This window comes from Pseudarthrobacter linnaei (genome assembly GCF_055412825.1).
Genome location: NZ_JBVAYX010000009.1, coordinates 55,508 through 77,570, shown reverse-complemented (window position 1 = coordinate 77,570; position 22,063 = coordinate 55,508). Strand labels below are relative to the sequence as shown.

21 protein-coding genes are annotated in these 22,063 nt (G+C 67.6%); 15 read left to right on the top strand and 6 right to left on the bottom strand.

Features of this window, described 5'->3' with window-relative positions:
* Window positions 1–83 precede the first annotated feature (83 nt).
* The 3 genes from frr to ACZYZ3_RS10570 all read left to right on the top strand — a co-directional run bounded on the left by frr (window position 84) and on the right by ACZYZ3_RS10570 (window position 2,219).
* Entirely contained in the window at window positions 84–641 is a 558-nt protein-coding gene (gene frr, locus ACZYZ3_RS10580) for a ribosome recycling factor (RefSeq protein ID WP_463963783.1), read from the top strand.
* The gene (locus ACZYZ3_RS10575) at window positions 641–1,561 is read left to right on the top strand and encodes a phosphatidate cytidylyltransferase (protein ID WP_463963782.1); all 921 of its coding nucleotides are present in this window, start codon (window positions 641–643) and stop codon (window positions 1,559–1,561) included. Before frr ends, ACZYZ3_RS10575 begins: the two co-directional genes overlap by 1 nt.
* Before the next feature lie 79 nt (window positions 1,562–1,640).
* Window positions 1,641–2,219 (top strand): DivIVA domain-containing protein, encoded by a 579-nt coding sequence (locus ACZYZ3_RS10570; protein ID WP_463963781.1) that lies wholly within the window; start codon window positions 1,641–1,643, stop codon window positions 2,217–2,219.
* A 6-nt stretch (window positions 2,220–2,225) separates the two neighbouring features.
* On the opposite strand, the gene ACZYZ3_RS10565 is transcribed toward ACZYZ3_RS10570, so the two are convergent.
* Genes ACZYZ3_RS10565 through ACZYZ3_RS10550 form a run of 4 tightly spaced genes read right to left on the bottom strand, consistent with a single transcriptional unit; the run spans window position 2,226 to window position 6,046 of the window.
* Window positions 2,226–3,692 (bottom strand): sodium/solute symporter, encoded by a 1,467-nt coding sequence (locus ACZYZ3_RS10565; RefSeq protein ID WP_463963780.1) that lies wholly within the window; start codon window positions 3,690–3,692, stop codon window positions 2,226–2,228.
* A gap of 7 nt (window positions 3,693–3,699) precedes the next feature.
* Complete coding sequence (locus ACZYZ3_RS10560; protein ID WP_463963779.1) at window positions 3,700–4,077, bottom strand: DUF485 domain-containing protein; 378 nt, start codon at window positions 4,075–4,077, stop codon at window positions 3,700–3,702.
* Window positions 4,074–4,793 carry a LytR/AlgR family response regulator transcription factor gene (locus ACZYZ3_RS10555; protein ID WP_463963778.1) on the bottom strand — a complete coding sequence of 240 codons (720 nt, stop codon included), beginning with the start codon at window positions 4,791–4,793 and terminating at the stop codon, window positions 4,074–4,076. The genes ACZYZ3_RS10560 and ACZYZ3_RS10555 overlap by 4 nt, the downstream gene beginning before the upstream one ends.
* Before the next feature lie 35 nt (window positions 4,794–4,828).
* On the bottom strand, window positions 4,829–6,046 hold the full coding sequence (locus ACZYZ3_RS10550; protein WP_463963777.1) for a sensor histidine kinase: 1,218 nt from the start codon (window positions 6,044–6,046) through the stop codon (window positions 4,829–4,831).
* A gap of 228 nt (window positions 6,047–6,274) precedes the next feature.
* Here ACZYZ3_RS10550 and ACZYZ3_RS10545 point away from each other — a divergent pair, with 228 nt between their 5' ends.
* Together ACZYZ3_RS10545 and ACZYZ3_RS10540 are read left to right on the top strand one after the other, a co-directional pair.
* The gene (locus tag ACZYZ3_RS10545; protein WP_463963776.1) at window positions 6,275–6,655 is read left to right on the top strand and encodes a DUF485 domain-containing protein; all 381 of its coding nucleotides are present in this window, start codon (window positions 6,275–6,277) and stop codon (window positions 6,653–6,655) included.
* Window positions 6,652–8,268, top strand: a complete 1,617-nt coding sequence (locus ACZYZ3_RS10540) for a monocarboxylic acid transporter (protein WP_463963775.1) — start codon at window positions 6,652–6,654, stop codon at window positions 8,266–8,268. Before ACZYZ3_RS10545 ends, ACZYZ3_RS10540 begins: the two co-directional genes overlap by 4 nt.
* Window positions 8,269–8,420: 152 nt before the next feature.
* On the opposite strand, the gene ACZYZ3_RS10535 is transcribed toward ACZYZ3_RS10540, so the two are convergent.
* Window positions 8,421–8,894, bottom strand: a complete 474-nt coding sequence (locus ACZYZ3_RS10535) for an Lrp/AsnC family transcriptional regulator (protein ID WP_463963774.1) — start codon at window positions 8,892–8,894, stop codon at window positions 8,421–8,423.
* A 195-nt stretch (window positions 8,895–9,089) separates the two neighbouring features.
* Between ACZYZ3_RS10535 and pdhA the strand changes: the two genes are divergently transcribed.
* The 3 genes from pdhA to ACZYZ3_RS10520 are packed head-to-tail and all read left to right on the top strand — an operon-like array spanning window position 9,090 to window position 12,714.
* Window positions 9,090–10,268, top strand: coding sequence for a pyruvate dehydrogenase (acetyl-transferring) E1 component subunit alpha (gene pdhA, locus ACZYZ3_RS10530; RefSeq protein ID WP_463963773.1), 1,179 nt, complete (start codon window positions 9,090–9,092; stop codon window positions 10,266–10,268).
* Window positions 10,268–11,278, top strand: coding sequence for an alpha-ketoacid dehydrogenase subunit beta (locus ACZYZ3_RS10525; RefSeq protein ID WP_463963772.1), 1,011 nt, complete (start codon window positions 10,268–10,270; stop codon window positions 11,276–11,278). The genes pdhA and ACZYZ3_RS10525 overlap by 1 nt, the downstream gene beginning before the upstream one ends.
* On the top strand, window positions 11,275–12,714 hold the full coding sequence (locus ACZYZ3_RS10520; RefSeq protein ID WP_463963771.1) for a dihydrolipoamide acetyltransferase family protein: 1,440 nt from the start codon (window positions 11,275–11,277) through the stop codon (window positions 12,712–12,714). Before ACZYZ3_RS10525 ends, ACZYZ3_RS10520 begins: the two co-directional genes overlap by 4 nt.
* Before the next feature lie 215 nt (window positions 12,715–12,929).
* Here ACZYZ3_RS10520 and ACZYZ3_RS10515 read toward each other — a convergent pair whose 3' ends face one another.
* Window positions 12,930–13,592 carry an SACE_7040 family transcriptional regulator gene (locus ACZYZ3_RS10515; protein WP_463963845.1) on the bottom strand — a complete coding sequence of 221 codons (663 nt, stop codon included), beginning with the start codon at window positions 13,590–13,592 and terminating at the stop codon, window positions 12,930–12,932.
* Between the two features lie 268 nt (window positions 13,593–13,860).
* On the opposite strand from ACZYZ3_RS10515, the gene ACZYZ3_RS10510 reads away from it, so the two are divergent.
* From ACZYZ3_RS10510 to ACZYZ3_RS10480, 7 genes are all read left to right on the top strand, one after another.
* The gene (locus ACZYZ3_RS10510) at window positions 13,861–15,468 is read left to right on the top strand and encodes a carboxyl transferase domain-containing protein (protein WP_463963770.1); all 1,608 of its coding nucleotides are present in this window, start codon (window positions 13,861–13,863) and stop codon (window positions 15,466–15,468) included.
* Between the two features lie 7 nt (window positions 15,469–15,475).
* Complete coding sequence (locus ACZYZ3_RS10505) at window positions 15,476–17,707, top strand: acetyl/propionyl/methylcrotonyl-CoA carboxylase subunit alpha (protein ID WP_463963769.1); 2,232 nt, start codon at window positions 15,476–15,478, stop codon at window positions 17,705–17,707.
* A 102-nt stretch (window positions 17,708–17,809) separates the two neighbouring features.
* On the top strand, window positions 17,810–18,973 hold the full coding sequence (locus ACZYZ3_RS10500) for an acyl-CoA dehydrogenase family protein (RefSeq protein ID WP_463963768.1): 1,164 nt from the start codon (window positions 17,810–17,812) through the stop codon (window positions 18,971–18,973).
* 38 nt (window positions 18,974–19,011) lie between these two features.
* Window positions 19,012–19,830 (top strand): CoA transferase subunit A, encoded by an 819-nt coding sequence (locus tag ACZYZ3_RS10495; RefSeq protein ID WP_463963767.1) that lies wholly within the window; start codon window positions 19,012–19,014, stop codon window positions 19,828–19,830.
* A gap of 3 nt (window positions 19,831–19,833) precedes the next feature.
* Entirely contained in the window at window positions 19,834–20,595 is a 762-nt protein-coding gene (locus ACZYZ3_RS10490) for a CoA transferase subunit B (protein WP_463963766.1), read from the top strand.
* On the top strand, window positions 20,592–21,191 hold the full coding sequence (locus ACZYZ3_RS10485; protein WP_463963765.1) for a MaoC family dehydratase: 600 nt from the start codon (window positions 20,592–20,594) through the stop codon (window positions 21,189–21,191). Before ACZYZ3_RS10490 ends, ACZYZ3_RS10485 begins: the two co-directional genes overlap by 4 nt.
* Window positions 21,188–22,021: an HpcH/HpaI aldolase/citrate lyase family protein gene (locus ACZYZ3_RS10480; RefSeq protein ID WP_463963764.1), complete on the top strand. Its 834-nt coding sequence runs from the start codon at window positions 21,188–21,190 to the stop codon at window positions 22,019–22,021. Before ACZYZ3_RS10485 ends, ACZYZ3_RS10480 begins: the two co-directional genes overlap by 4 nt.
* Window positions 22,022–22,063: the final 42 nt, after the last annotated feature.

Below are 22,063 nucleotides of genomic sequence, written 5' to 3'. Positions count from 1 at the left end.
GATCCGGGGCAGGACGGCGGAACACAACCAAGACCGTGCAGCATCCCGCCAACGGCGGGTGCACCAATTTCTGAGGAGAGACCGTGATCGAAGAAACCTTGCTCGAAGCCGGGGAAAAGATGGACAAGGCGGTTGAAGTAGCCAAGGAAGACTTCGCCTCGATCCGGACCGGCCGCGCCACTCCGGGCCTCTACAACAAGGTCCTCGTGGACTACTACGGCTCCCCGACGCCGCTGCAGCAGCTGGCCTCCTTCGCCGTTCCGGACGCCCGCACCATCCTCATCACGCCCTTCGACAAGACCGCCCTGCGCGATATCGAGCGCGCGCTGAGCGATTCCGAGGTTGGCGCCAACCCGTCGAATGACGGCAACGTCATCCGGATCACCATCCCGGACCTGACGCAGGAGCGCCGCAAGGAATACGTCAAGATCGTCAAGTCCAAGGGCGAGGACGCCAAGGTGTCCATCCGCAACATCCGCCGCAAGGCCAAGGAAACCCTGGACAAGCTGGTCAAGGACGGCGAGGCCGGCGAGGACGAGGGCAGCCGTGGCGAAAAGGACCTGGATGCCATGACCAAGGCTCATGTCGACGGGATCGATGAGCTGCTCAAGCGCAAGGAAGCCGAGCTGCTCGAGGTCTGATGGCGCAGGAACAGGGGGAACCCGGACCGGACGTCCGGGTGCGGGGGAAACAGTGGAGGAATCCGACTCCCAAGGCCGGCAGGAACCTGCCCGCCGCTACGGCGGTGGGCGTGGGCATGCTCGTGATTGTCCTCGGCGGACTGCTGTTCCTTCCGCTGGGGTTCGTGCTCATAGTCACCGCCTTCGCGGTCTTCGGTGTCTGGGAATTCTTCCGGGCACTGGAAACCACCGGCACCCGGCTGCCGATTGTTCCGGTGATGACCGGCACCGTGGCGATGCCGGCCGCCGCCTACTTCGGCGGCACCGAAAGCCTCCTGTTCGCGATGCTGCTCAGCAGCGTCGCGGCGCTGATCTGGCGGTCCCTGGAAGGTGCTGCCGGTTCCGCGCGCAGCATCTTCGCCGGTGTCTTCACCCTGGCCTGGATCCCTTTCCTGATCAGTTTCGCCGTGCTGCCGCTGCACACCTTCGTGGGGGAGACCCCCGTGGGGCTGTGGCCCGGCGGCGCTGCTCCCCCCGGAGCGTGGCAGATCGCCACCCTCCTGCTGCTGGTGGTCGCCAACGACACCTTCGGGTACCTCGTCGGGGCCTCCCTCGGCAAGCACCCGATGGCGCCGAAGATCAGCCCCAAAAAGAGCTGGGAAGGCTTCGCCGGATCCATTGCCGGCGCCACGGTCGTGGGAGTGCTCGCCGCCGTCTTCCTGCTGGACCGTCCCTGGTGGGTCGGTGTCATCCTGGCCGTGGGCATGGTGGCCGCGGCCACTGCCGGAGACCTCTCCGAATCCATGGTGAAGCGCGAACTCGGGATCAAGGACATGAGCAGCATCCTGCCCGGCCACGGCGGGGTCATGGACCGGCTGGATTCGATCGTCTTCGCGTGCCCGGTGGCATTCATCCTCTACTCCGCCTTTGCCGGCGCGTAAGGCACCCCCTGTTCCACCTTCCGGCCCCTAGAATGGTGCCGGGCAAACCAGTCGAACGGCATTAAAGGAAAACAGCACAGTGGACATTCAACGGCAGATTCCTGCGTCCTTTGACCGCGTGCAGCGGAACGAGTACGGCTACAACGCCAAACAGGTCGACCAGTTCATGCAGCGCGCACGGGTGTCATTTGAGACGCCCCGGTCCGCCGCCCGGCCGGTCAAGAGCGGGGACGTGAGGGCCGTCTCCTTCGACCCCGTCAAGGGCGGCTATGCAGCGGCCGGCGTGGACGCGGCCCTGGACCGGCTGGAGGACGCCCTTGCCCTGCGGGAACGCGATGAACTCGTGGCCGAACGCGGCGAGGAAGCCTGGCTCCGCGAGATCGGCCGGCTCGCCGGCCTGCTCCGCGGGCGTCTGCACCGCCCTGACGGGCAGCGCTTCCGGCGCCCCGCCAAGGCCAAGGCCCGCAGCTACAACACCTCGGACGTGGATGACCTCTGCCACGAGCTGATCGGGTACCTCGAAGAGGACAAGCCGCTGAGCGTGGACAATGTCCGCCGCGCCGTCTTCCGTCCCGCCGTCGGCAAGGACGGCTACGAGGAAAACCAGGTGGACGCCTTCATGGACCGGGTCGTCGAACTCATGGCCGCGATCGACTGAGCGCCTTCAGCGCTCGGTGACCAGCGGCCGTTCCGGAGTATGCAACCGCGTCATGAGCCGGGTGATGCCCCGCGGCACCCGGGGCCTGGTGGCCCGCGAGACCAGAACCATCACGGCGAACGCGGCCGGCACCGTCCAGGCGGCGGGCTGCGCCAGCCACGACGGCGTTCCGCCAGCGCCCAGCATCGCCCCTGCCACCATGGCACCGCCGCACAGCATGGCCCCCGTCGCCATGCCGGCGACCGCCCCGGCATCGGTCAGCCCGCGCCACCAGATGCCCAGCAGCAGCACCGGGCAGAGCGTGGATGCGGTAAACGCAAACACCATCCCCACGCTGCCTGCCAGCGCAAGCGATCCCGTCATGGACGCCAGGCCCAGCGGGACCAGCGCCGAGATCACGGCCGCCCGGCGGAAGCCCTTCACGCTGCCGCCGAAGAGGTCCTGGCTGATCACCCCGGCAAGCGAGACCACGAGCCCGGAGGTCGTCGACAGGAACGCGGCGAACGCCCCGGCCACCACCAGGGCGGACAGCAGATCACCCGCTGTCCCGCCCACCAGTTCACCGGGGAGCAGCAGCACCAGCGCGTCGGCCTGCCCGCTCAGCGCCAGCTGGGGGGCGAACATCCGGCCGACCAGGCCATACGCCGTCGGGAACAGGTAGAAGACCGAGAGCAGGCCCAGCACGATCAGCGTGGTCCGGCGGGCCGACTGCCCGTCCGGGTTCGTGTAGAAGCGGACCAGCACGTGCGGCAGCCCCAGCGTCCCGAACAGCAGCGCCACCATCAGGGAAATGTTCTGGTACATCCCCGCCGGAGCCGCGCCCGTCGGGTTCGCGGACGCTTCCGCCACGGGGGCAGTACCGGAGTCCGCCAGCACGAAGACAACAAAAAGGATCGGCACCGCCAGCGCCGTCAGTTTCAGCCAGTACTGGAAAGCCTGGACAAAGGTGATGGAGCGCATGCCGCCCGCCACCACCGTGACGCAGACGACGGCGACCACGGCCACCATCCCCACCCAGGCCGGCAGCCCGGTGGTAATCCGGATCGCCAGCGCCGCGCCGTGGAGTTGCGGGACGATATAGAGCCAGCCGACCATCACGACGACGACGCTCGTGACGCTGCGCACGACCCTGGAGTCGAGCCGCGCCTCGGTGAAGTCCGGAATCGTGTAGGCGCCGGAGCGGCGGAGCGGGGCGGCGACGAAGAGCAGCAGCATCAGGTAGCCGGCAGTGTACCCGACCGGAAACCACAGGGCGTCCGTGCCGGAGAGCAGGATCAGCCCGGCGACGCCGAGGAAGCTCGCCGCCGAGAGGTATTCGCCGCCGATCGCGGAGGCATTCCACCAGGGCCGGACCGTCCGTGACGCCACGTAAAAATCCCCGGTGGTGCGCGAGATCCGCAACCCGTAAAAACCGATGACGGCCGTGGCCAGCGAGACGGCGGCGAACGCCGCGATGCCGACGACCGGGTTCACGGTCGCCTCACTTGTCCCCGACGAGATCCCGGTAGCGGGCCTCGTTCCGGGCCGCCATCCGGATATACAGCCAGGCGCTGAGCCCAATCACCGGATAGATCCCGGCGCCCAGCAGCACCCAGTCGAAGGGCAGACCCACAATCGTTGATTCCGCGAGGCCCGGGACCAGTCCCAGCATGAGCGGAAACGCGACCAGAATCACCAGGAATCCCGCGGCCACGACGACGGCAAGCCGCAGCTGCGAGCGGATCAGTGAGCGGACAAACACCTGCCCCGCGTCGGACTCCTCGGCGGCGTCGCGCGAATCGGCGGCCGACCGCGCGGCAGGCAGCGTGCTGCTTCCCGGAAGAATGGTTCGGGGGGCGGTGACGCGGACGCGGGTCATGCCTGCGGCCGGATCCGGGTCGTCTCGAGCTTCTCCCGCACGGAGGGTAGGTGACGCCGGCTGATGGGCAGTTCGGCCCCTGCCACGGTGACGCTGGGCCGGGCGGCGGCAAGCTTCATGTGGCTGACGTGGTTCAACGCGATCAGGTAGGAGCGGTGGATCCGGAGGAACCCGGCGTCGGCCCACTGCTGTTCCAGATCGGCCAGCGGGACCCGGATGAGGTAGCTGGCGTCCGCAGTGTGCAGCCGGGCATAGTCGCCCTGGGCCTGGACGTAAGTCACGTCGTCGCGGCGGATCATTTTTGTGGTGCCGCCGAGGTCCACGGTGATCATTTCCGGCCGCGGGGCGCCGTCCTTGAGCAGCTCGCTGATCCTGCCGATCGACTTCGCCAGCCGCTCGGCGCGGACCGGTTTCAGCAGGTAGTCCACGGCGGCCAGCTCGAACGCTTCCAGGGCGCAGTCCTCATCGGCGGTGACGAAGACGACGGCGGGCGGCTTGCTGCTGCGAGCGATGACGCGGGCGATGTCCAGGCCCGAGAGTGCGGGCATGTGGATGTCGAGGAACACGGCGTCGACCTCCTCGGCCTCAAGGGCCCGCAGTGCTTCGGCCCCGGAGGACGCGCGGTGGATGGTGCCGATCCGGTCGTCCCGGCGGAGCAGGAAGGCCAGTTCCTCCACGGCGGGCAGCTCGTCGTCGGCGACGAGGACGTTAATCATGGTCCAAGACTAACGCCGGAGGCGTTTGACCCCTATCAGGCATCGTGGCGGGGCTGGGACTTGGGGACGCGCATCGTGATCAGGGTGCCTTCGCCGGGCGCGGTCTCGATCACCAGACCGTGTTCGTCGCCGTAGACCTGCCGCAGCCGGGCATCGACGTTGCGCAGCCCGACATGCTCGCCGTCGCCGTGCCCGGCAAGGACAGCCTGCAGCTGTTCCGGATCCATGCCCACACCGTCATCCTCGATGGTCACCTCGGCGAAGGCGCCGGCATCGTTGGCGGTGATGGAGATGTGGCCGGGGCCCTCCTTTGCCTCAAGGCCGTGCCGGACAGCGTTTTCCACCAGCGGCTGCAGGCTCAAAAAGGGGATCACGGTACTGAGCACCTCGGGAGCGATCCGCAGGCTCACCTGCACCCTGTCGCCGAACCGGGCCCGCTCCAGCAGCAGGTAGCGGTCGATGCAGCGCAGCTCCTCGGCGAGGGTGGTGAAGTCCCCGTGCCGGCGGAACGAGTAGCGGGTGAAGTCGGCGAACTCCACCACCAGCTCCCGGGCCCGGACCGGATCGGTGTTGATGAAGGACGCGATCGCGTTCAGGGAGTTGTAGATGAAGTGCGGGCTGATCTGGGCCCGGAGCGCACGCACTTCGGCCTCCATCAGCAGCGTGCGGGACGCGTCGAGTTCGGCCAGTTCCACCTGCGTCGCCACCCAGTCGGCCACCTCGCTGGTGGCCCGGACCAGTCCGGCACCTGCCGCCGGGGCGAAGGCCGCCACGACGCCCACCACCCGGGTCCCGGCCTTGATCGGGGCGATCACCGCGGCGCGTTCCACGTCCGTGCGGGTCGCCATGGCGCCCTTGCCGTGGGCGAGTTCCTGCACTTCGCCGGCCGGAATGACGGCGGTATGGCCGCCGTCGAGCACTCCGGCCGCGAGCTCCATCAGCAGCGGCTTGAGATCCTCCCCGGCCCCGTCCCAGGCCAGCACGCCATTGGTATCCGTGATGGCCAGCGCGTCGCAGCCCAGCAGGCTGCGCAGCTGCCGGCTGGCTTTGGCGGCGCCGGCAGGATTCAGGCCGGTGCGCAGGTGCTGGCCGGCGCGCGACGCCGCGTGCAGCGTCTTGTACGTGGCCCGTTCCGCGTCCGTGCCAAGCTCCCGGAACGAGCGGAGCACCTTGAGCCCAACGGCGACGACGACGGCGATCGCTGCCGCGATCACGGCGATGGCGGCGGCGATGAATAGGGGAGAGTCGGGCATGGGCCCAGCGTATCGCGGCACCCGCCGGGCAGGGGCCGAAAGGGCGCTGGACCGGGCCGGGGACGCCGCTGACCGCAGCATCCCGACCGCTGAGCGACGCAGGGCCGGGCGGTTCTGGATGTTGGCTGCCTCACGCGAGACAGTGATTACAGTCACATTGGCCGGAGGGCTGTTCGGAGCAGGCCAAGGCAGCCGGTGTGGACGCACAAGTCTCAATGAGGAGGAACGATGGGTCACGAAGCCCAAGAAACGGACGCCACGGCGGACGTGGACTTCAAGGAAGTCCAATCGACGCCGCGGTTCCAGGAACTGCGCAAGCGTCACCGCAGCTTTGTCTTTCCGATGGCCATTGCATTCCTGCTCTGGTACTTCGCTTATGTCCTGCTGGCCGACTACGCGGTGGGATTCATGTCCACCAAGGTCTGGGGCAACATCAACGTCGGACTGATTATGGGCCTGCTTCAGTTCGTGACCACGTTCGCCATCACCGGCTGGTACGTCAGCTACTCGAACCGGAAGCTTGACCCGATCGCAGCGGAAATCCGCAACGAAATCGAAGGCCACGAATTCGACAAGCATGGCAACCAGATTAACGGGGTAGAGAAATGACGTTTATGGTCCCCGCAGTGGTCGTTGAGGATCTCAAGGAAACCACGCTGCTGAACATGGGCATTTTCGCCCTGTTCGTGGCGATCACGATGATCATCGTGATCAAGGCCAGCAAAAACAACAAGACGGCCGCCGACTACTACGCCGCCGGACGGTCCTTCACCGGATCTCAGAACGGCACCGCCATCGCGGGCGACTACCTCTCGGCGGCCTCGTTCCTGGGGATCACCGGCGCCATCGCCATCAACGGCTACGACGGCTTTATGTACTCCATCGGCTTCCTGGTCGCCTGGCTCGTCGCCCTGCTGCTCGTGGCCGAACTGCTGCGTAACACCGGCAAGTTCACGATGGCCGATGTCCTCTCCTTCCGGCTCAAGCAGCGCCCCGTGCGCATCGCGGCGGCCATCTCCACCCTTGTGGTCTGCTTCTTCTACCTCCTGGCCCAGATGGCCGGAGCCGGCACCCTGATCTCCCTGCTCCTGGGCATCAGCGACTGGGGCGGACAGGCGCTGGTCATCATCGTCGTCGGCGCCCTGATGATCATGTATGTACTGATCGGCGGCATGAAGGGCACCACGTGGGTCCAGATCATCAAGGCCGTGCTCCTGATTGCGGGAGCTGCCGTGATGACCCTCTGGGTCCTCGCCATCTACGGCTTCAACCTTTCCGCCTTGCTGGGCGGCGCGGTGGAAGCCTCAGGCAACCAGAACCTCCTGAACCCAGGCCTGCAGTACGGCAAGACTGAAACCTCCAAGATCGACTTCATGTCCCTGGCCCTGGCCCTCGTGCTTGGCACCGCGGCCCTGCCCCACGTCCTGATGCGCTTCTACACGGTTCCGACCGCCAAGGAAGCCCGCAAGTCCGTGGTCTGGTCCATCTGGCTGATCGGCCTGTTCTACCTGTTCACCCTGGTCCTGGGCTTCGGTGCTGCGGCGCTGGTTGGCGCTGACACGATCAAGGGCGCCCCGGGCGGCGTCAACTCCGCCGCACCGCTGTTGGCGTTCCACCTCGGTGGGCCGCTGCTGCTCGGCTTCATCTCGGCGGTGGCGTTCGCCACCATCCTGGCCGTCGTCGCCGGCCTCACGATCACGGCGGCGGCATCGTTCGCCCACGATATCTATGCCAGCGTCATTGCCAAGGGCAAGGCCGACGCGGCCACGGAGGTCAAGGTGGCGCGGCGCACCGTGGTTGTCATCGGCGTGCTGGCAATTATCGGCGGCATTTTCGCCAACGGACAGAACGTGGCGTTCCTGGTGGCCCTCGCCTTCGCGGTGGCGGCCTCGGCCAACCTGCCCACCATCGTGTACTCGCTGTACTGGCGCAAGTTCACCACCCAGGGCGCCGTCTGGAGCATGTACGGCGGGCTGGGCTCGGCGATCATCCTGATCGCGCTGTCCCCGGTGGTCTCGGGTGCCAAGACGTCCATGATCCCGGGCGCCAACTTCGCGGTCTTCCCGCTCAGCAACCCTGGCATCGTCTCCATCCCGCTCGCGTTCTTCCTGGGCTGGCTCGGTTCGGTGCTGGACAAGAGGCTGGAAGACACCACCAAGCAGGCCGAAATGGAAGTCCGCTCCCTCACGGGTGTGGGCGCCGAAAAGGCCACGGACCACTAAGCACCACCCGCTGGTGATCTCACAGGCTGACAAACGGCAGGAGCCCCCGTGCAACCGCACGGGGGCTTCTGCCATTCTGGCGTCGCGGCGTTGCGGCCTTCGCGCGCGGCGAGCCGCGGAGGTCCCGGGCCGGAGGTCCCGACGCGGGGGCCTCAGCCCTCGGCGGAGCCGCGTTCCAGCAGCGGCTGGATCCGGAACGGGATCAGCTCACCCATGGCCAGGGCGGTGTCCGTCCGGTCCACGCCGTCGCAGGCCAGGATCTTGCCCGTGACCCGGAACAGGTCCTCGGCGTCGAGCGCCACCACCCGGAGCAGCAGGTCAGCCGAGCCGGTCAGGCCGTAGCCCTCCAGGATCTCCGGAATGTCGGCCAGTTCCACCGCCAGCGTGCCAAGCTTCTGCTGCTGGACGTGTACCGAGATGAAGGCCATCAGCGGGTAGCCCAGCGCGGCCGGATTGATGCGGCGCTCGAAGGACAGGAACACGTGCTTTTTTTCCAGCTGGGCCATCCGGGCCTGGACGGTATTCCGTGACAACCCCAGTTTCTGCGCCAGCGCCACCACGGTCCGGCGGGGGTCCCGGGCCATGGCCGAAAGCAGGCGGGTGTCGGTGCGATCCAAGGGTTGCATAATGCGCAAGATTAGCACGGTGTCAAGGTGCCAGGCAGGGCAGAATGCTCAGTTTATTAGCCGGTGGTTGTACCCAATGGGCATTGTGAGTAGGGTCACAGATATCCGGGGCAACGGCGCCCGGGCGGCTGGCGCGCACCGGGATCACGAGTCCCGCGGGCACCGGTCAGACGACGTCAGAAGGTGCGTACAACTGTGTATACCGACGACGCGGGCAAGGGCGGCATTTCCGCCGGGGGCCCCGGGAACAATGCAGAATCAAACAGGCGGACGGGCGGGGATCTCGTCCAGCTCATCACCCCCGGGGGTGAACGCGTGAGTCATCCCGAGTTCGATCCCTGGGTCCAGGACGTCAGCGACGAACAGCTCGGCGCGCTTTATGAAGACATGGTGGTCATCCGGCGGATCGATGCCGAAGCCACCGCCCTGCAGCGCCAGGGTGAACTCGCCCTCTGGCCGCCGCTGTTGGGCCAGGAGGCCTCCCAGATCGGTTCGGCCAGGGCCCTGCGGGACGACGACTTCGTCTTCCCCAGCTACCGCGACAACGGTGTGGCCTACTGCCGCGGGGTGAACCCCGAGGACATCGTCAAAGCCTGGCGGGGCAATGCACTGGCCGGCTGGGACCCCTACACGGTCAACGTCGCAACCCAGCAGATCATCATCGGCGCCCAGACCCTGCACGCCACCGGCTATGCCATGGGAATCCAGAACGACGGCGCCGACTCGGTCGCCGTGGCCTACTTCGGCGACGGCGCCACGAGTGAGGGCGACGTCAACGAGGCCCTGGTGTTCGCCGCCAGCTTCCAGTCCCCGGTGGTCTTCTTCTGCCAGAACAACCACTGGGCCATCTCCGAGCCCGTCCGGCTGCAGTCCCACATCCAGATCGCGGACCGTGCGGCAGGCTTCGGCATCCCCAGCATGCGGGTGGACGGCAACGACGTCCTTGCTGTGATGGCGGCAACCCGGATCGCCGTCGACCGAGCACGCCACGGCGGCGGCCCCACCTTCATCGAGTCCGTCACCTACCGGATGGGCCCGCACACCACGGCGGATGACCCCACCCGCTACCGCGACGCGAACGAACTCGAGGACTGGGCCGCGAAGGACCCGATCGCCCGGCTGAAGTCGCTGCTGGACCGCAAGGGACTGCTCACCGGGGAGCTCGAAACCGCCGTCGCCGCCAAAGCGGACGCCGTCGCCAAGGCGCTCCGGGCCGGCACCATCAACATGCCCGAGCCGGCGCCGATGGACATCTTCAAGCACGTCTACAGCACGCCGCATGCCCCGCTGGAACGCCAGCAGGACCACTACTCCCGCTACCTGGCTTCCTTCGGCGATCCCGCAGAAGCCGCTTCTGAAGAAGGTGCACGCTGATGACGCAGATGACCTTTGCCCGAGCCATCAATTCGGGCCTGCGCAAGTCCCTCGAAAACGATCCCAAGGTGATCCTCATGGGCGAGGACATCGGCGCTCTCGGCGGTGTCTTCCGCGTCACGGACGGACTGCAGAAGGACTTCGGCAAGCACCGCGTCGTCGACACCCCGCTGGCGGAGTCCGGCATCATGGGCACCGCCGTCGGCCTGGCCTACCGCGGGTACCGTCCGGTGGTCGAGATCCAGTTCGACGGTTTCATCTACCCGGCGTTCGACCAGATCGTCAGCCAGGTCGCCAAGATGCACTACCGCACGCAGGGCGCGGTCAAGATGCCCATCACCATCCGGGTGCCCTTCGGCGGCGGCATCGGCTCCCCGGAACACCACTCCGAGTCGCCGGAGGCCTACTTCACCCACACCTCGGGCCTGCGCGTGATCAGCGTCTCCAACCCGCAGGACGCCTTCACTATGATCCAGCAGGCCATCGCCTCGGATGATCCGGTGCTCTACTTCGAACCCAAGCGCCGCTACCACGACAAGGGCGAGGTGGACGAGACCCTGGAACTCAGCGCCGCCCTGTCGATGGAAAAGGCCCGCGTCGTCACCGAAGGCACCGATGTGACGCTCGTGGCCTATGGCCCGCTCGTCAAGACGGCCAGGGACGCCGCGCTCGCCGCCGCCGATGAAGGCGTGTCCATCGAGGTCATCGACCTGCGCTCGCTCGCCCCGCTGGACTTTGCGACCTTGGAAGCCTCGGTCCGGAAGACCGGCCGGCTGGTCATCACGCATGAAGCCTCCCAGACCGGCGGCATCGGCGCCGAGGTGGCCGCGAGTATCACCGAACGCTGTTTCTACCACCTCGAGGCTGCCCCGGTCCGGGTCACCGGCTTCGACGTTCCGTACCCGTACTCAAAGGTTGAAATGCACCACCTCCCGGGCCTGGACCGTATCCTGGACGGCGTAGACCGCGCCCTGGGCCGCCCCAACTCCCTGAGCGGGCTGGAAGGATGAGCGCCACCATGATCAAGGAATTCAGGCTGCCCGACCTCGGTGAAGGTCTGACTGAATCGGAAATCGTCGCCTGGAAGGTCGCGGTGGGGGATACCGTCACGCTCAACCAGATCATCGCCGAAGTCGAAACGGCCAAGGCCGTCGTCGAACTTCCCTCACCGTTCGCCGGCGTGGTCGCGGCCCTGCACGAACAGCCCGGCACCGTCGTGGAGGTCGGCAAGCCGATCGTCTCCTTTGAGGTAGAGGGCGACGACGGCGCTCCCGCCGGCGGCTCCGGAACCGCCGGCGGTGGGGGCGCCGACGCGCCCGCCAAACGCGAACCGAACCTCGTCGGCTACGGCGCCGTCCTCGAGAACTCCGGCCGCCCGGCCCGCCGTGGCCGCAGCTTCGCCGCTGCAGTGGTTCCGGTGGTTCCGGCGGCGCCGGTGGTTGAGCGCGTCGAAGCAGTCCCCGAGGTTCCGGTCGCTGAGCCCGGGTCCGCTCTTGAGGTTCCGGCGGCCGGGCGTGTTGAGACCCTGCCTGCGTCCGAATCGGCGGAACGCCCGCGGTCCACGCCCCCGGTGCGCAAGCTGGCCAAGGATCTCGGCGTCGACCTCGCTTTGGTGACTGGCACCGGGGAGTTCGGGCTCATCACCCGCGATGACGTCCGGAACTTCGTCGGCGGGGGAGACCTGCCGGTCGCACCCCGGGACCTGGCCGGCGTGCCAGCGCAGGCTCCCGCCGCGGCGCAGGGCGGGCGGGAAACCCGGACGCCGATCAAGGGCGTGCGCAAGTTCACCGCCGCCGCCATGATCTCCAGTGCGTTCACCGCACCGCACGTCACGGAGTTCCTGACCATTGACGTGACCCCGACCATGGAGCTGCTGGCGAAGCTCAAGGCCAGCCGCGCGTTTGCCGGTTACAAGCTCACGCCGCTGACCCTGGTGTCCAAGGCCGTGCTCATCGCGCTGAAGAACCACCCCACGCTCAACACCCGCTGGGATGAAGCCAGGCAGGAGATCGTCCAGTACAACTACGTGAACCTGGGCATCGCGGCCGCCACGCCGCGCGGCCTGACCGTGCCGAACATCAAGGACGCCGACCGCAAGTCGCTGCTGGAGCTTTCCACGGCGCTTACCGAGCTGACGGAAACGGCGCGCGCGGGCAAGACTGCTCCGGCCGATCTGTCCGGCGGAACCATCTCCATCACGAACATCGGTGTCTTCGGCATTGATGCCGGCACTCCCATCCTCAACCCCGGCGAGGCCGCCATTTTGGCACTCGGTGCCGTGCGGAAGATGCCCTGGGAGTACCAGGATGAGGTGGCACTGCGCCAGGTCATGACGCTCAGCCTGTCCTTCGACCACCGCCTGGTCGACGGCGAGCAGGGCTCACGCTTCCTGCAGGACCTCGGCGCCATGCTGTCCGATCCGGGCATGGCCCTGGCCATGGTCTAGCGACTTCGAGCTCACGCCTGGACCCACGGCTGCCGGCTGCACCCTCTCGTGAGGGAGCAGCCGGCAGCCTTGTTCTGCGGCGGGTGGTACTGCGCGGGTTTCGCTCCGCAAGTTTGCCGTGTGGGGCCGTGCCGCGCGCTTGGGGCGCATACTGCCCGGGACGCTGCCCGTGGATGCCGTGGGTCGGGCGGAGCCGGGCGAGGGCGGTGGGAAGCCTAACCGAGCGGTTCGGGGACGGCCGGGGCCATCAGGGCCGCCAGCGCCATGCTCTGCAGCAGCGGTCTGGCCCGCTTGACCGCAATCCGCCGCCCATGGCTGCGCACCGAGTGCGGGGTGGAGTTGATCAGGCCGAAGGTGGCGTGGGCGCGCATCCGGAGTTCGGCATCCTCAGTTCCGGGGTGCAGCCCGGCCAGGACCTCCACCCAGAGCTCCACGTAGTTTCTCTGCAGCGTGCGGACCTCGGCCTGGTCCTCGTCGGCGAGGTTGCTGAAGTCCTGGTCCTGCACGCGGATGACGTCGGGGTTGCTGAGCGCGAAGTCCACATGGAACTCCACCAGCCGGTGCAGCGCAACAGCGGCGCCGTCGGAAGCGGCGATCACTCTCCGGCCGCCGTCGAGCAACTCCTGGCTGACGCTCAGCAGTAGCGCCCCCAGAACGGCCTGCTTGCCGGCGAAATGCCGGTAGACCGCCGGCCCACTGACACCGGCAGCCGCGCCGAGGTCCTCGAGGGAGACGCGGTTGAACCCGTCGACGGCGAAGAGCGCGGCAGCCGAGGACAGCAGCGCTTTACGGCGGTTCTCCTTGGCCTGGCTGCGCAGCGTCGTTGGCGGCGCAGCCAGGGAAGGCAGGGCGCCTGGGGGCACGGCTGCAGGGGCCAGTGGCGGGGCAGCCTGGGAAGACCGGGCCGCGGGGGCCAGTGTCGCAGCGGCCAGCGGCGCCGGGGGCTGCCTGGCGGTCGTGTCCGTCTCGCTGGGTTCGGTCACCGGCACATCCCTCATTTCAAAAATCCAGCCGTTTCCGTGGCGTCGTGGTGGACATCACAGTTAATAGAGACTAACCTAAATCTCAGTTATGCGGCACTAACCGAAATGGCTGGAACGGCGCAGTACAGGCCCCCAGCATGAAGGCCAGGAACGGAAGCAGTCAATGGAGACAATCGCCAGCCAGGTGGACGCCACGAGCGCCGCCTTCGCCGCGAACCGCGAGGCCCAGCTGGGGCTGGCCCGCGAGCTGAAGGAACGCCTCGCCACGGCCGCGCTGGGCGGGCCGGAGAAGTCCCGGGAACGCCATGTGGCCCGCGGCAAACTCCTGCCCCGCGAACGCATCGACCAGCTGCTGGACGACGGCAGCCCGTTCCTGGAAATCGCCCCGCTTGCTGCCAACGGCATGTATAACGACGATTCGCCCGGCGCCGGTGTCATCGCCGGGATCGGGCTGGTCCACGGACGCCAGGTCCTGGTCATCTCCAACGACGCCACCGTCAAGGGCGGCACCTATTACCCGCTGACGGTGAAGAAGCACCTCCGGGCGCAGGAAATCGCGCTGGAGAACCGGCTGCCGTGCATCTACCTCGTGGACTCGGGCGGGGCGTTCCTGCCCAAACAGGACGAGGTCTTCCCGGACAAGGAACACTTTGGCCGGATCTTCTTCAACCAGGCCAAGATGTCCGCGGCCCGGATCCCGCAGATCGCCTCCGTGATGGGCTCGTGCACCGCAGGCGGCGCCTACGTCCCCGCGATGAGCGATGAGACCGTGATCGTCCGCAACCAGGGCACCATCTTCCTGGGCGGTCCGCCGCTCGTGAAGGCCGCGATCGGCGAGATCGTCACGGCCGAGGAACTCGGCGGCGGCGATGTGCACGCCAAGATCTCCGGTGTCACCGACCACCTGGCCGAGAACGATGAGCACGCGCTCCAGATTGTCCGCGACATCGTTTCCACCCTGCCGCGGCCGGCCGCCCCCGCCTGGGAGATCGACACCGTCGTCGAACCCCTGGCGGATCCGGAGGAGCTGTACGGCGCCGTCCCCACCGACGTCAACGCCCAGTACGACGTCCGCGAGGTCATCGCCCGGCTCGTGGACGGCAGCCGCTTCCACGAATTCAAGAAGAACTACGGCACCACCCTCGTCACCGGTTTCGCGAAGCTGCACGGCCACCCCGTCGGCATCGTCGCGAACAACGGGGTGCTCTTCAGCGAATCCTCGCTCAAGGGGGCCCACTTTATCGAGCTCTGCGACCAGCGCGGCATCCCGCTGCTGTTCCTGCAGAACCTCTCCGGCTTTATGGTCGGCAAGGACTACGAACAGGGCGGCATCGCCAAGAACGGCGCCAAGATGGTCACTGCCGTCGCCACCGCCCGGGTGCCCAAACTGACCGTGGTGATCGGCGGGTCCTTCGGCGCTGGCAACTACTCCATGTGCGGGCGGGCCTACTCACCGCGGTTCCTGTGGATGTGGCCGGCCAGCCGGATCTCGGTGATGGGCGGCAACCAGGCGTCCGGTGTGCTCGCCACGGTGAAGCGGGACCAGTACGAGGCCCGCGGCGAGGAATGGTCCGCCGCGGACGAGGAAGCATTCAAGGCCCCGATCAAGCAGCAGTACGAGGACCAGGGCAGCCCCTACTATTCCACCGCCCGCCTCTGGGATGACGGCGTGATCGACCCCGCGGACACCCGCACCGTCCTGGGACTGGCGCTCGACGTCGTCTCCCGCACCCCGCTGCCGGAGACCTCCTTCGGCCTTTTCCGGATGTGAGCCCACCATGACTCTTTCTTCGTCGACTACTTCTTCGCCCACTGCACAGAACCCCCTGTTCGGCACCGTGCTCGTCGCCAACCGCGGCGAAATCGCCTGCCGCGTCATCCGCACCCTGCGCGCGCTGGGCATCCGCTCGGTCGCCGTCTATTCCGACGCCGACGCCGACGCCCGGCACGTGCGCGAGGCCGACCTCGCCGTCCGGATCGGCCCCGCCGCCGCGGCGGAAAGCTACCTCAAGATCGAGGCCATCATCCAGGCCTGCCGCGACACCGGCGCCGAAGCCGTGCACCCGGGCTACGGGTTCCTGAGCGAGAACGTCGACTTCGCCCGCGCCCTGGAAAAGGCGGACATCACCTTCATTGGCCCCGGCGTCGAATCCCTCAACGTCATGGGCGACAAGATCCGCTCCAAGAACCACGTCACCGGCTACGGGGTCCCCGTGGTGCCGGGCATCGCCGAACCCGGCATGACGGACGGGCAGCTCATCGAGGCCTCGGCCAGCGTCGGGTTCCCGCTGCTGATCAAGCCCTCCGCCGGCGGCGGCGGCAAAGGCATGCACATCGTCGAACGCTCCGAAGACCTGGCCGACACCCTGGTGACCGCCCGCCGCGTCGCCGCCAGCGCCTTCGGCGACGACACCCTCTTCATGGAACGCCTCGTCCTGACCCCGCGGCACATCGAGGTCCAGGTCCTCGCGGACAACCACGGCAACGTCATCCACCTCGGCGAACGCGAATGCTCGCTGCAGCGGCGCCACCAGAAAGTCATCGAGGAAGCCCCGTCCCCGCTCCTGGAATCGATGAACGACGGCGGTGCCACCCGGGCCCGGATCGGCGAGGCCGCCTGCAACGCCGCCCGCAGCGTCAACTACAGCGGCGCCGGCACCGTGGAATTCCTCGTCTCCGACAACGCCCCGGACGAGTTCTTCTTTATGGAGATGAACACCCGCCTGCAGGTCGAACACCCCGTCACCGAAATGGTCACCGGCGTCGACCTCGTCGAATGGCAGGTCCGGATCGCCGCCGGCGAGGAACTCACCGTCCGCCAGGACGACGTCGTGCTCACCGGACACTCGGTGGAGGCACGCGTCTACGCCGAGATCCCGGAGAAAAACTTCATGCCCTCGGGTGGAGAAGTGCTGCTCCTGGATGAACGGGGTGAGACCTTCACCGCGATGGCTGACCTGGACGCCTTCACGCCCGCCTCTGCCGATCCGGACATCCGGATCGATTCCTCGCTCCTGGAAGGCGTGGAAATCTCCAGCGACTACGATCCCATGGTCGCCAAGGTCATCGCCTGGGGCCAGGACCGCACGGCCGCCCTGGACAAGCTCGACACGGCCCTCGCCCGCTACACGGTGCTGGGGATCGACACCAACGCGGAGTACCTGCGCCTGCTGATCAACGACGCCGACGTCCGCGCCGGCCGGCTCGACACCGGCCTGATCGAGCGTAAGATGCCGGACTTCTCCTTCCGCCGTACCGGCGATGCCGAACTCATCGCCGCGGCGCTGCCGTTCTGGGTCCTGGCCGAAGGGACGGCGACGCCCGGATCTCCCTGGGACACCACGACCGGCTGGCGCCTGGGCGCACCGGCGGCCTGGACCATGAGTTTCGGTGTTCCCGGCGGGGGACTGGCCACCGTGGCCGTGACCTGGCTGAGCAATCTTGACCTCGGTCACGCCACCGTCCGGGTCGACAACGGCCCGGTGCACCGGTTGAAGGTCCTGGGGCTGTCCAGTCACGACGTCTATCTGGAGCTCGACGGCGAGGAACTCCGGTTCGCGCAGGCTCCCGCCTGGCAGGACGTCCCCCCGGACGGCGGGCCGCGCTACGTCTACGTGGGCAACGAGGGCTGGTCCTGCCGGCTCGAGGTGCTCACCCGTGAGACCCGGCTGGCCCGGGTCCTCGCGGCGATTGAACGCGAGGAAGGAGCCGCGGACCCCGCCGTGCGCTCGCCGATGCCCGGCACCGTGGTGTCGGTATCCGTCCGCAACGGCGACAGCGTGGCGGCCGGCCAGGTGTTGCTGTCCGTGGAGGCCATGAAGATGGAACACCAGCTCGTGGCGCCCCTGGACGGAACCGTGCACATCAGCGTCGCCTCCGGAGACCTCGTGAAAGCAGACCAGGTCCTCGCCACCATCCACCCCGTTCACCCAACGGCACCGGCTCCGCCGGACAACGCAGCCGAGGACACCATCGAGGAAGCCGTCATCGCCATGGGCGCGGCGGAGTAACCACCCGGGCGTCGGCACAGGCCGCAGCCTCAGTTCTTAGCAAGCATCACCGCCAGCACCATCGACAGCACCACTGCCAGCACCACAGACGAAGGAGTCACCATGCCGGATTTTGAACTCAGCGAGGATTACCAGGACCTCAGCGACACCGTCCGCGAATTCGCCGATCAAGTGGTGGCCCCGGTCTCCGCCAAGCACGACGAGGAGCACAGCTTCCCCTACGAGATCGTCTCCCAGATGGCGGACATGGGCCTGTTCGGCCTGCCGTTCCCGGAAGAGTTCGGCGGCATGGGCGGCGACTATTTCGCCCTGGCCCTCGCCCTGGAACAGCTCGGCCGGGTGGACCAGTCCGTCGCCATCACCCTGGAGGCCGGCGTCTCCCTCGGCGCCATGCCGATCCACCGCTTCGGCAACGCCGCCCAGAAGGAGCAGTGGCTGCCGCTGCTCGCCTCCGGCAAGGCGCTCGCCGGCTTCGGCCTGACCGAACCGGAAGCCGGCTCGGACGCCGGCGGCACCAAGACCACCGCAAAACGCGGCGGTGGGGAGTGGGTCATCAACGGCAACAAGGAATTCATCACCAACTCCGGCACCGACATCACCCGGCTTGTCACCGTCACCGCGGTGACCGGGCAGCAGGAGCGCCCGGACGGCAGCATCAAGAAGGAAATCTCCACCATCCTGGTGCCCACCGACACCCCAGGCTTCCAGGCCGAGAAGGCCTACAACAAGGTCGGCTGGAACGCCTCGGACACGCACCCGCTCACGCTCAACAACGTCCACGTCCCCGAGGAAAACCTGCTCGGCGCCGAGGGCCGCGGTTACGCCAACTTCCTCTCCATCCTCGACGAGGGCCGGATCGCGATCGCCGCGCTGGCCGTCGGCGCGGCCCAGGGCTGCGTGGACCAGTCGGTGAAATACGCCAAGGAACGCAGCGCGTTCGGGCAGAACATCGGCAAATACCAGGCCATCGCCTTCAAGATCGCCCGGATGGAAGCACGGGCCCACACCGCCCGGCTGGCCTACTACGACGCCGCCGCGCGGATGCTCGCCGGGAAGCCGTTCAAGACGCAGGCGGCCATCGCTAAGATGGTCGCAGGCGAGGCAGCCATGGACAACGCGCGGGACGCCACCCAGGTGTTCGGCGGCTATGGCTTCATCAACGAATTCACCGTGGCACGCCACTACCGCGACTCCAAGATCCTTGAAGTTGGCGAGGGCACCACGGAGGTCCAGCTGATGCTGATCGCCCGCGAACTGGGGCTCTAGCCGGCCCGCTGGCCGCGACCGTCGAGGAAGGATCACCGATGATTAACAAAGTTGTTGCCAGCGCCGCCGAGGCCGTGGCGGACATCCACGACGGCGCCTCACTCGCCGTCGGAGGGTTTGGGCTCTGCGGCATCCCGGTGGCCCTGATCGAGGCCCTGCACGAAAGCGGCGCCACGAACCTGGAGACCGTGAGCAACAACTGCGGCGTCGACGACTGGGGACTCGGGATCCTGCTGAAGGACGGCCGGATCCGCCGCACCATCAGCTCGTACGTGGGGGAGAACAAGGAGTTCGCCCGGCAGTACCTCGCCGGTGAGCTCGAAGTGATCCTCACCCCGCAGGGCACGCTGGCCGAGAAGCTGCGCGCCGGCGGCGCCGGAATCCCGGCGTTCTACACGCCGGCAGGCGTCGGCACGCAGGTGTCCGACGGCGGCCTGCCGCAGAAGTACGACGCCGAGGGCAACGTCGCGATCGCCTCCGCGGCGAAGGAGGTGCGCGGCTTCCACGGCGCCGACTATGTCCTTGAGGAGTCGCTGACCCCGGACTTCGGCCTCGTGCACGCCTGGAAGGGCGACCGCCACGGCAACCTCGTCTTCCACGCCACCGCGATGAACTTCAATCCGCTCTGCGCCATGGCCGGGAAGATCACCATCGCCGAGGTCGAGGAACTCGTGGAGCCGGGGGAGCTGGACCCCGAACACGTCCACATTCCCGGCATCTTCGTCCAGCGCGTGGTGCTCGCCCCCGGGGTCGAGAAGCGCATCGAGAAGCGGACGGTGGCCCTGGCTGCTCCGTCCGCCGGCACCTCAGCCGGGTCCGCAGCCCCAGCTACAGCAGCAATCCAGTCAGGAACCTAGGCCATGGAATCCAACAGCATGCAGGGGGCGCCGCCCCGTCCCGAAGCGGTCCGCCACGAGTACCGGCCGGCCGCCGTCGAACACCCTGCCGGTGAGGTGAGCAAGGGCTGGACCCGCAACGAACTGGCCGCCAGGGTGGCGCGGGAACTGCGCAACGGGCAATACGTGAACCTGGGAATCGGCATGCCCACGCTGATTCCCAACTACATCCCGGCCGGCGTCGAGGTGGTCCTGCACTCCGAGAACGGCATCCTCGGCGTCGGGCCCTACCCGGCGGAGGGTGCGGTGGATCCAGACCTGATCAATGCCGGGAAGGAAACCGTTACGGTCAACAAGGGCGCCGCTTTCTTCGACTCCGCCGCGTCCTTTGGCATGATCCGCGGCGGGCACGTGGATGTTGCCGTGCTTGGCGCGATGGAAGTGGCGCAGAACGGTGACCTGGCCAACTGGATGATCCCGGGCAAGATGGTCAAGGGCATGGGCGGCGCCATGGACCTGGTGTTCGGCGCCAAGAAGGTGATCGTGATGATGGAGCACGTGGACCGGAACGGCAGGCCCAAGATTGTGGAGCAGTGCACGCTGCCCCTGACCGGCAAAGGCTGCGTGGACCGCATCATCACCGACCTGGCGGTCATCGACGTTGTGACCGAGGGAAGCACCTCCCGGCTGGTCCTGCGTGAACTCGCCCCCAACGTGACCGCCGAGGACGTGGCCGCGGCCACCGGCGCCGAGCTCTTCGAGGAAGATCAGGAACTGACCGTATGACGACCGAACCCCTGCAGGAGCGCGCTACCGGATCCCGTGTCATTGAACAGCGCGGGCTGTATTTCGATGAGCTGGAGGAGGACGTGGTCTACGCGCACCGGCCCGGCCGGACCGTGACCGAGGCGGACAATGTCCTCTTCACCACTATGACCATGAATACCCAGGCCCTGCATCTCGATGCCGCCTGGAGCGCCGAGCAGCCGTTCGGCCAGCGCCTGATGAACTCCATGTTCACCCTTGCCACCGTGGTGGGGCAGTCCGTTCCGCAGCTGACCCAGGGCACCATCATCGCCCAGCTGGGGCTCACCGATGTGTCCTTCCCGCACCCGATGTACCACGGCGACACCCTGTACACGGAGACTGTCGTGACCGGGAAGCGGCTGTCCTCCTCCCGCCCTGGCCAGGGGATTGTGACCATGAAACACACCGGCCGGAACCAGCACGGCGAGGTCGTGGCCCTCGCCACCCGCAGCTGCCTGATGTGGACACGGGACGCGCACACCGCCGCGCAGCAGGCACACCCGCCAGGAAAGAACCTGCAGCAGGCAAAAACACCCCGGAAAGAACCCGTCGCAAAGGGCAGAATAGACTCATGAGCTTCCTGATGGGCCCCGCCCTGCTGTTTTGCCCCGCCGACCGCCCCGAGCGGTACCAGAAGGCCGCCGAGCGCGCCGACGCCGTGATCGTGGACCTGGAGGACGCCGTCGCTCCCGCGGACAAGCAGCGTGCCCGCGGCGCCATCCTCGCCCAGCTCGGCGCCACCGGGGACGTCCCCGAGCTGGACCCCAGCCGCACGATCATCAGGATCAACCCGGCCGGTACGGAGGAGTTCGAGAAGGACCTGCACTGCCTCAAGCACACCCCTTACCGGCACATCATGCTCGCGAAGGCCGAGAGCGCGGAGCAGCTCAGGGAGCTGAAGGGCTACAGCGTGCTCGCGCTCTGCGAGACGGCGCTGGGGGTAGTCAACGCCGCCGCCATCGCGGCCGAACCCAACGTGGTCGGGCTGATGTGGGGCGCCGAGGACCTGTTGGCCTCCCTCGGCGGCACCTCGAGCAGGACGGACGACGGCGCTTACCGCGCGGTTGCGCTGCACGCCCGCTCCACCGTCCTGCTGGCCGCCCGGGCCCTCGGCAAGGAAGCCGTCGACTCGGTCTACGTCAACATCCCTGACCTGGCGGGGCTCGCTGTCGAAGCCCGCGACGCCGTCGCCTCAGGTTTCGGGTCCAAGGCCTGTATCCACCCGAGCCAGGTGGCCGTGGTGCGCGGGGCCTACGCGCCGTCCGAGTCCGAGGTCGCGGCAGCCACCGACCTGCTGGCGGCCGCCGCCGCGTCCGGCTCGGGGGTGTTCCAGCACCAGGGCAAGATGATCGACGGGCCCATCCTCAAGCACGCCGAATCCACGCTGCGGCGGGCCGGGCGCTAGCCTCGGGAGGTACCGGCCCGAACCGCGGCGGGGCATGCTCAG

Bases quoted from the DNA above. Each gene is read 5' to 3' on its own strand.
- ACZYZ3_RS10520 (WP_463963771.1), top strand. From the start codon at position 11,275: ATGAGCGCCACCATGATCAAGGAATTCAGGCTGCCCGACCTCGGTGAA.
- ACZYZ3_RS10510 (WP_463963770.1), top strand. From the start codon at position 13,861: ATGGAGACAATCGCCAGCCAGGTGGACGCCACGAGCGCCGCCTTCGCC.
- ACZYZ3_RS10500 (WP_463963768.1), top strand. From the start codon at position 17,810: ATGCCGGATTTTGAACTCAGCGAGGATTACCAGGACCTCAGCGACACC.
- ACZYZ3_RS10480 (WP_463963764.1), top strand. From the start codon at position 21,188: ATGAGCTTCCTGATGGGCCCCGCCCTGCTGTTTTGCCCCGCCGACCGC.
- ACZYZ3_RS10555 (WP_463963778.1), bottom strand. From the start codon at position 4,793: ATGATTAACGTCCTCGTCGCCGACGACGAGCTGCCCGCCGTGGAGGAA.
- ACZYZ3_RS10495 (WP_463963767.1), top strand. From the start codon at position 19,012: ATGATTAACAAAGTTGTTGCCAGCGCCGCCGAGGCCGTGGCGGACATC.
- ACZYZ3_RS10525 (WP_463963772.1), top strand. From the start codon at position 10,268: ATGACGCAGATGACCTTTGCCCGAGCCATCAATTCGGGCCTGCGCAAG.
- ACZYZ3_RS10505 (WP_463963769.1), top strand. From the start codon at position 15,476: ATGACTCTTTCTTCGTCGACTACTTCTTCGCCCACTGCACAGAACCCC.
- ACZYZ3_RS10575 (WP_463963782.1), top strand. From the start codon at position 641: ATGGCGCAGGAACAGGGGGAACCCGGACCGGACGTCCGGGTGCGGGGG.
- ACZYZ3_RS10540 (WP_463963775.1), top strand. From the start codon at position 6,652: ATGACGTTTATGGTCCCCGCAGTGGTCGTTGAGGATCTCAAGGAAACC.
- ACZYZ3_RS10490 (WP_463963766.1), top strand. From the start codon at position 19,834: ATGGAATCCAACAGCATGCAGGGGGCGCCGCCCCGTCCCGAAGCGGTC.
- ACZYZ3_RS10535 (WP_463963774.1), bottom strand. From the start codon at position 8,894: ATGCAACCCTTGGATCGCACCGACACCCGCCTGCTTTCGGCCATGGCC.
- ACZYZ3_RS10560 (WP_463963779.1), bottom strand. From the start codon at position 4,077: ATGACCCGCGTCCGCGTCACCGCCCCCCGAACCATTCTTCCGGGAAGC.
- ACZYZ3_RS10550 (WP_463963777.1), bottom strand. From the start codon at position 6,046: ATGCCCGACTCTCCCCTATTCATCGCCGCCGCCATCGCCGTGATCGCG.
- ACZYZ3_RS10485 (WP_463963765.1), top strand. From the start codon at position 20,592: ATGACGACCGAACCCCTGCAGGAGCGCGCTACCGGATCCCGTGTCATT.
- ACZYZ3_RS10545 (WP_463963776.1), top strand. From the start codon at position 6,275: ATGGGTCACGAAGCCCAAGAAACGGACGCCACGGCGGACGTGGACTTC.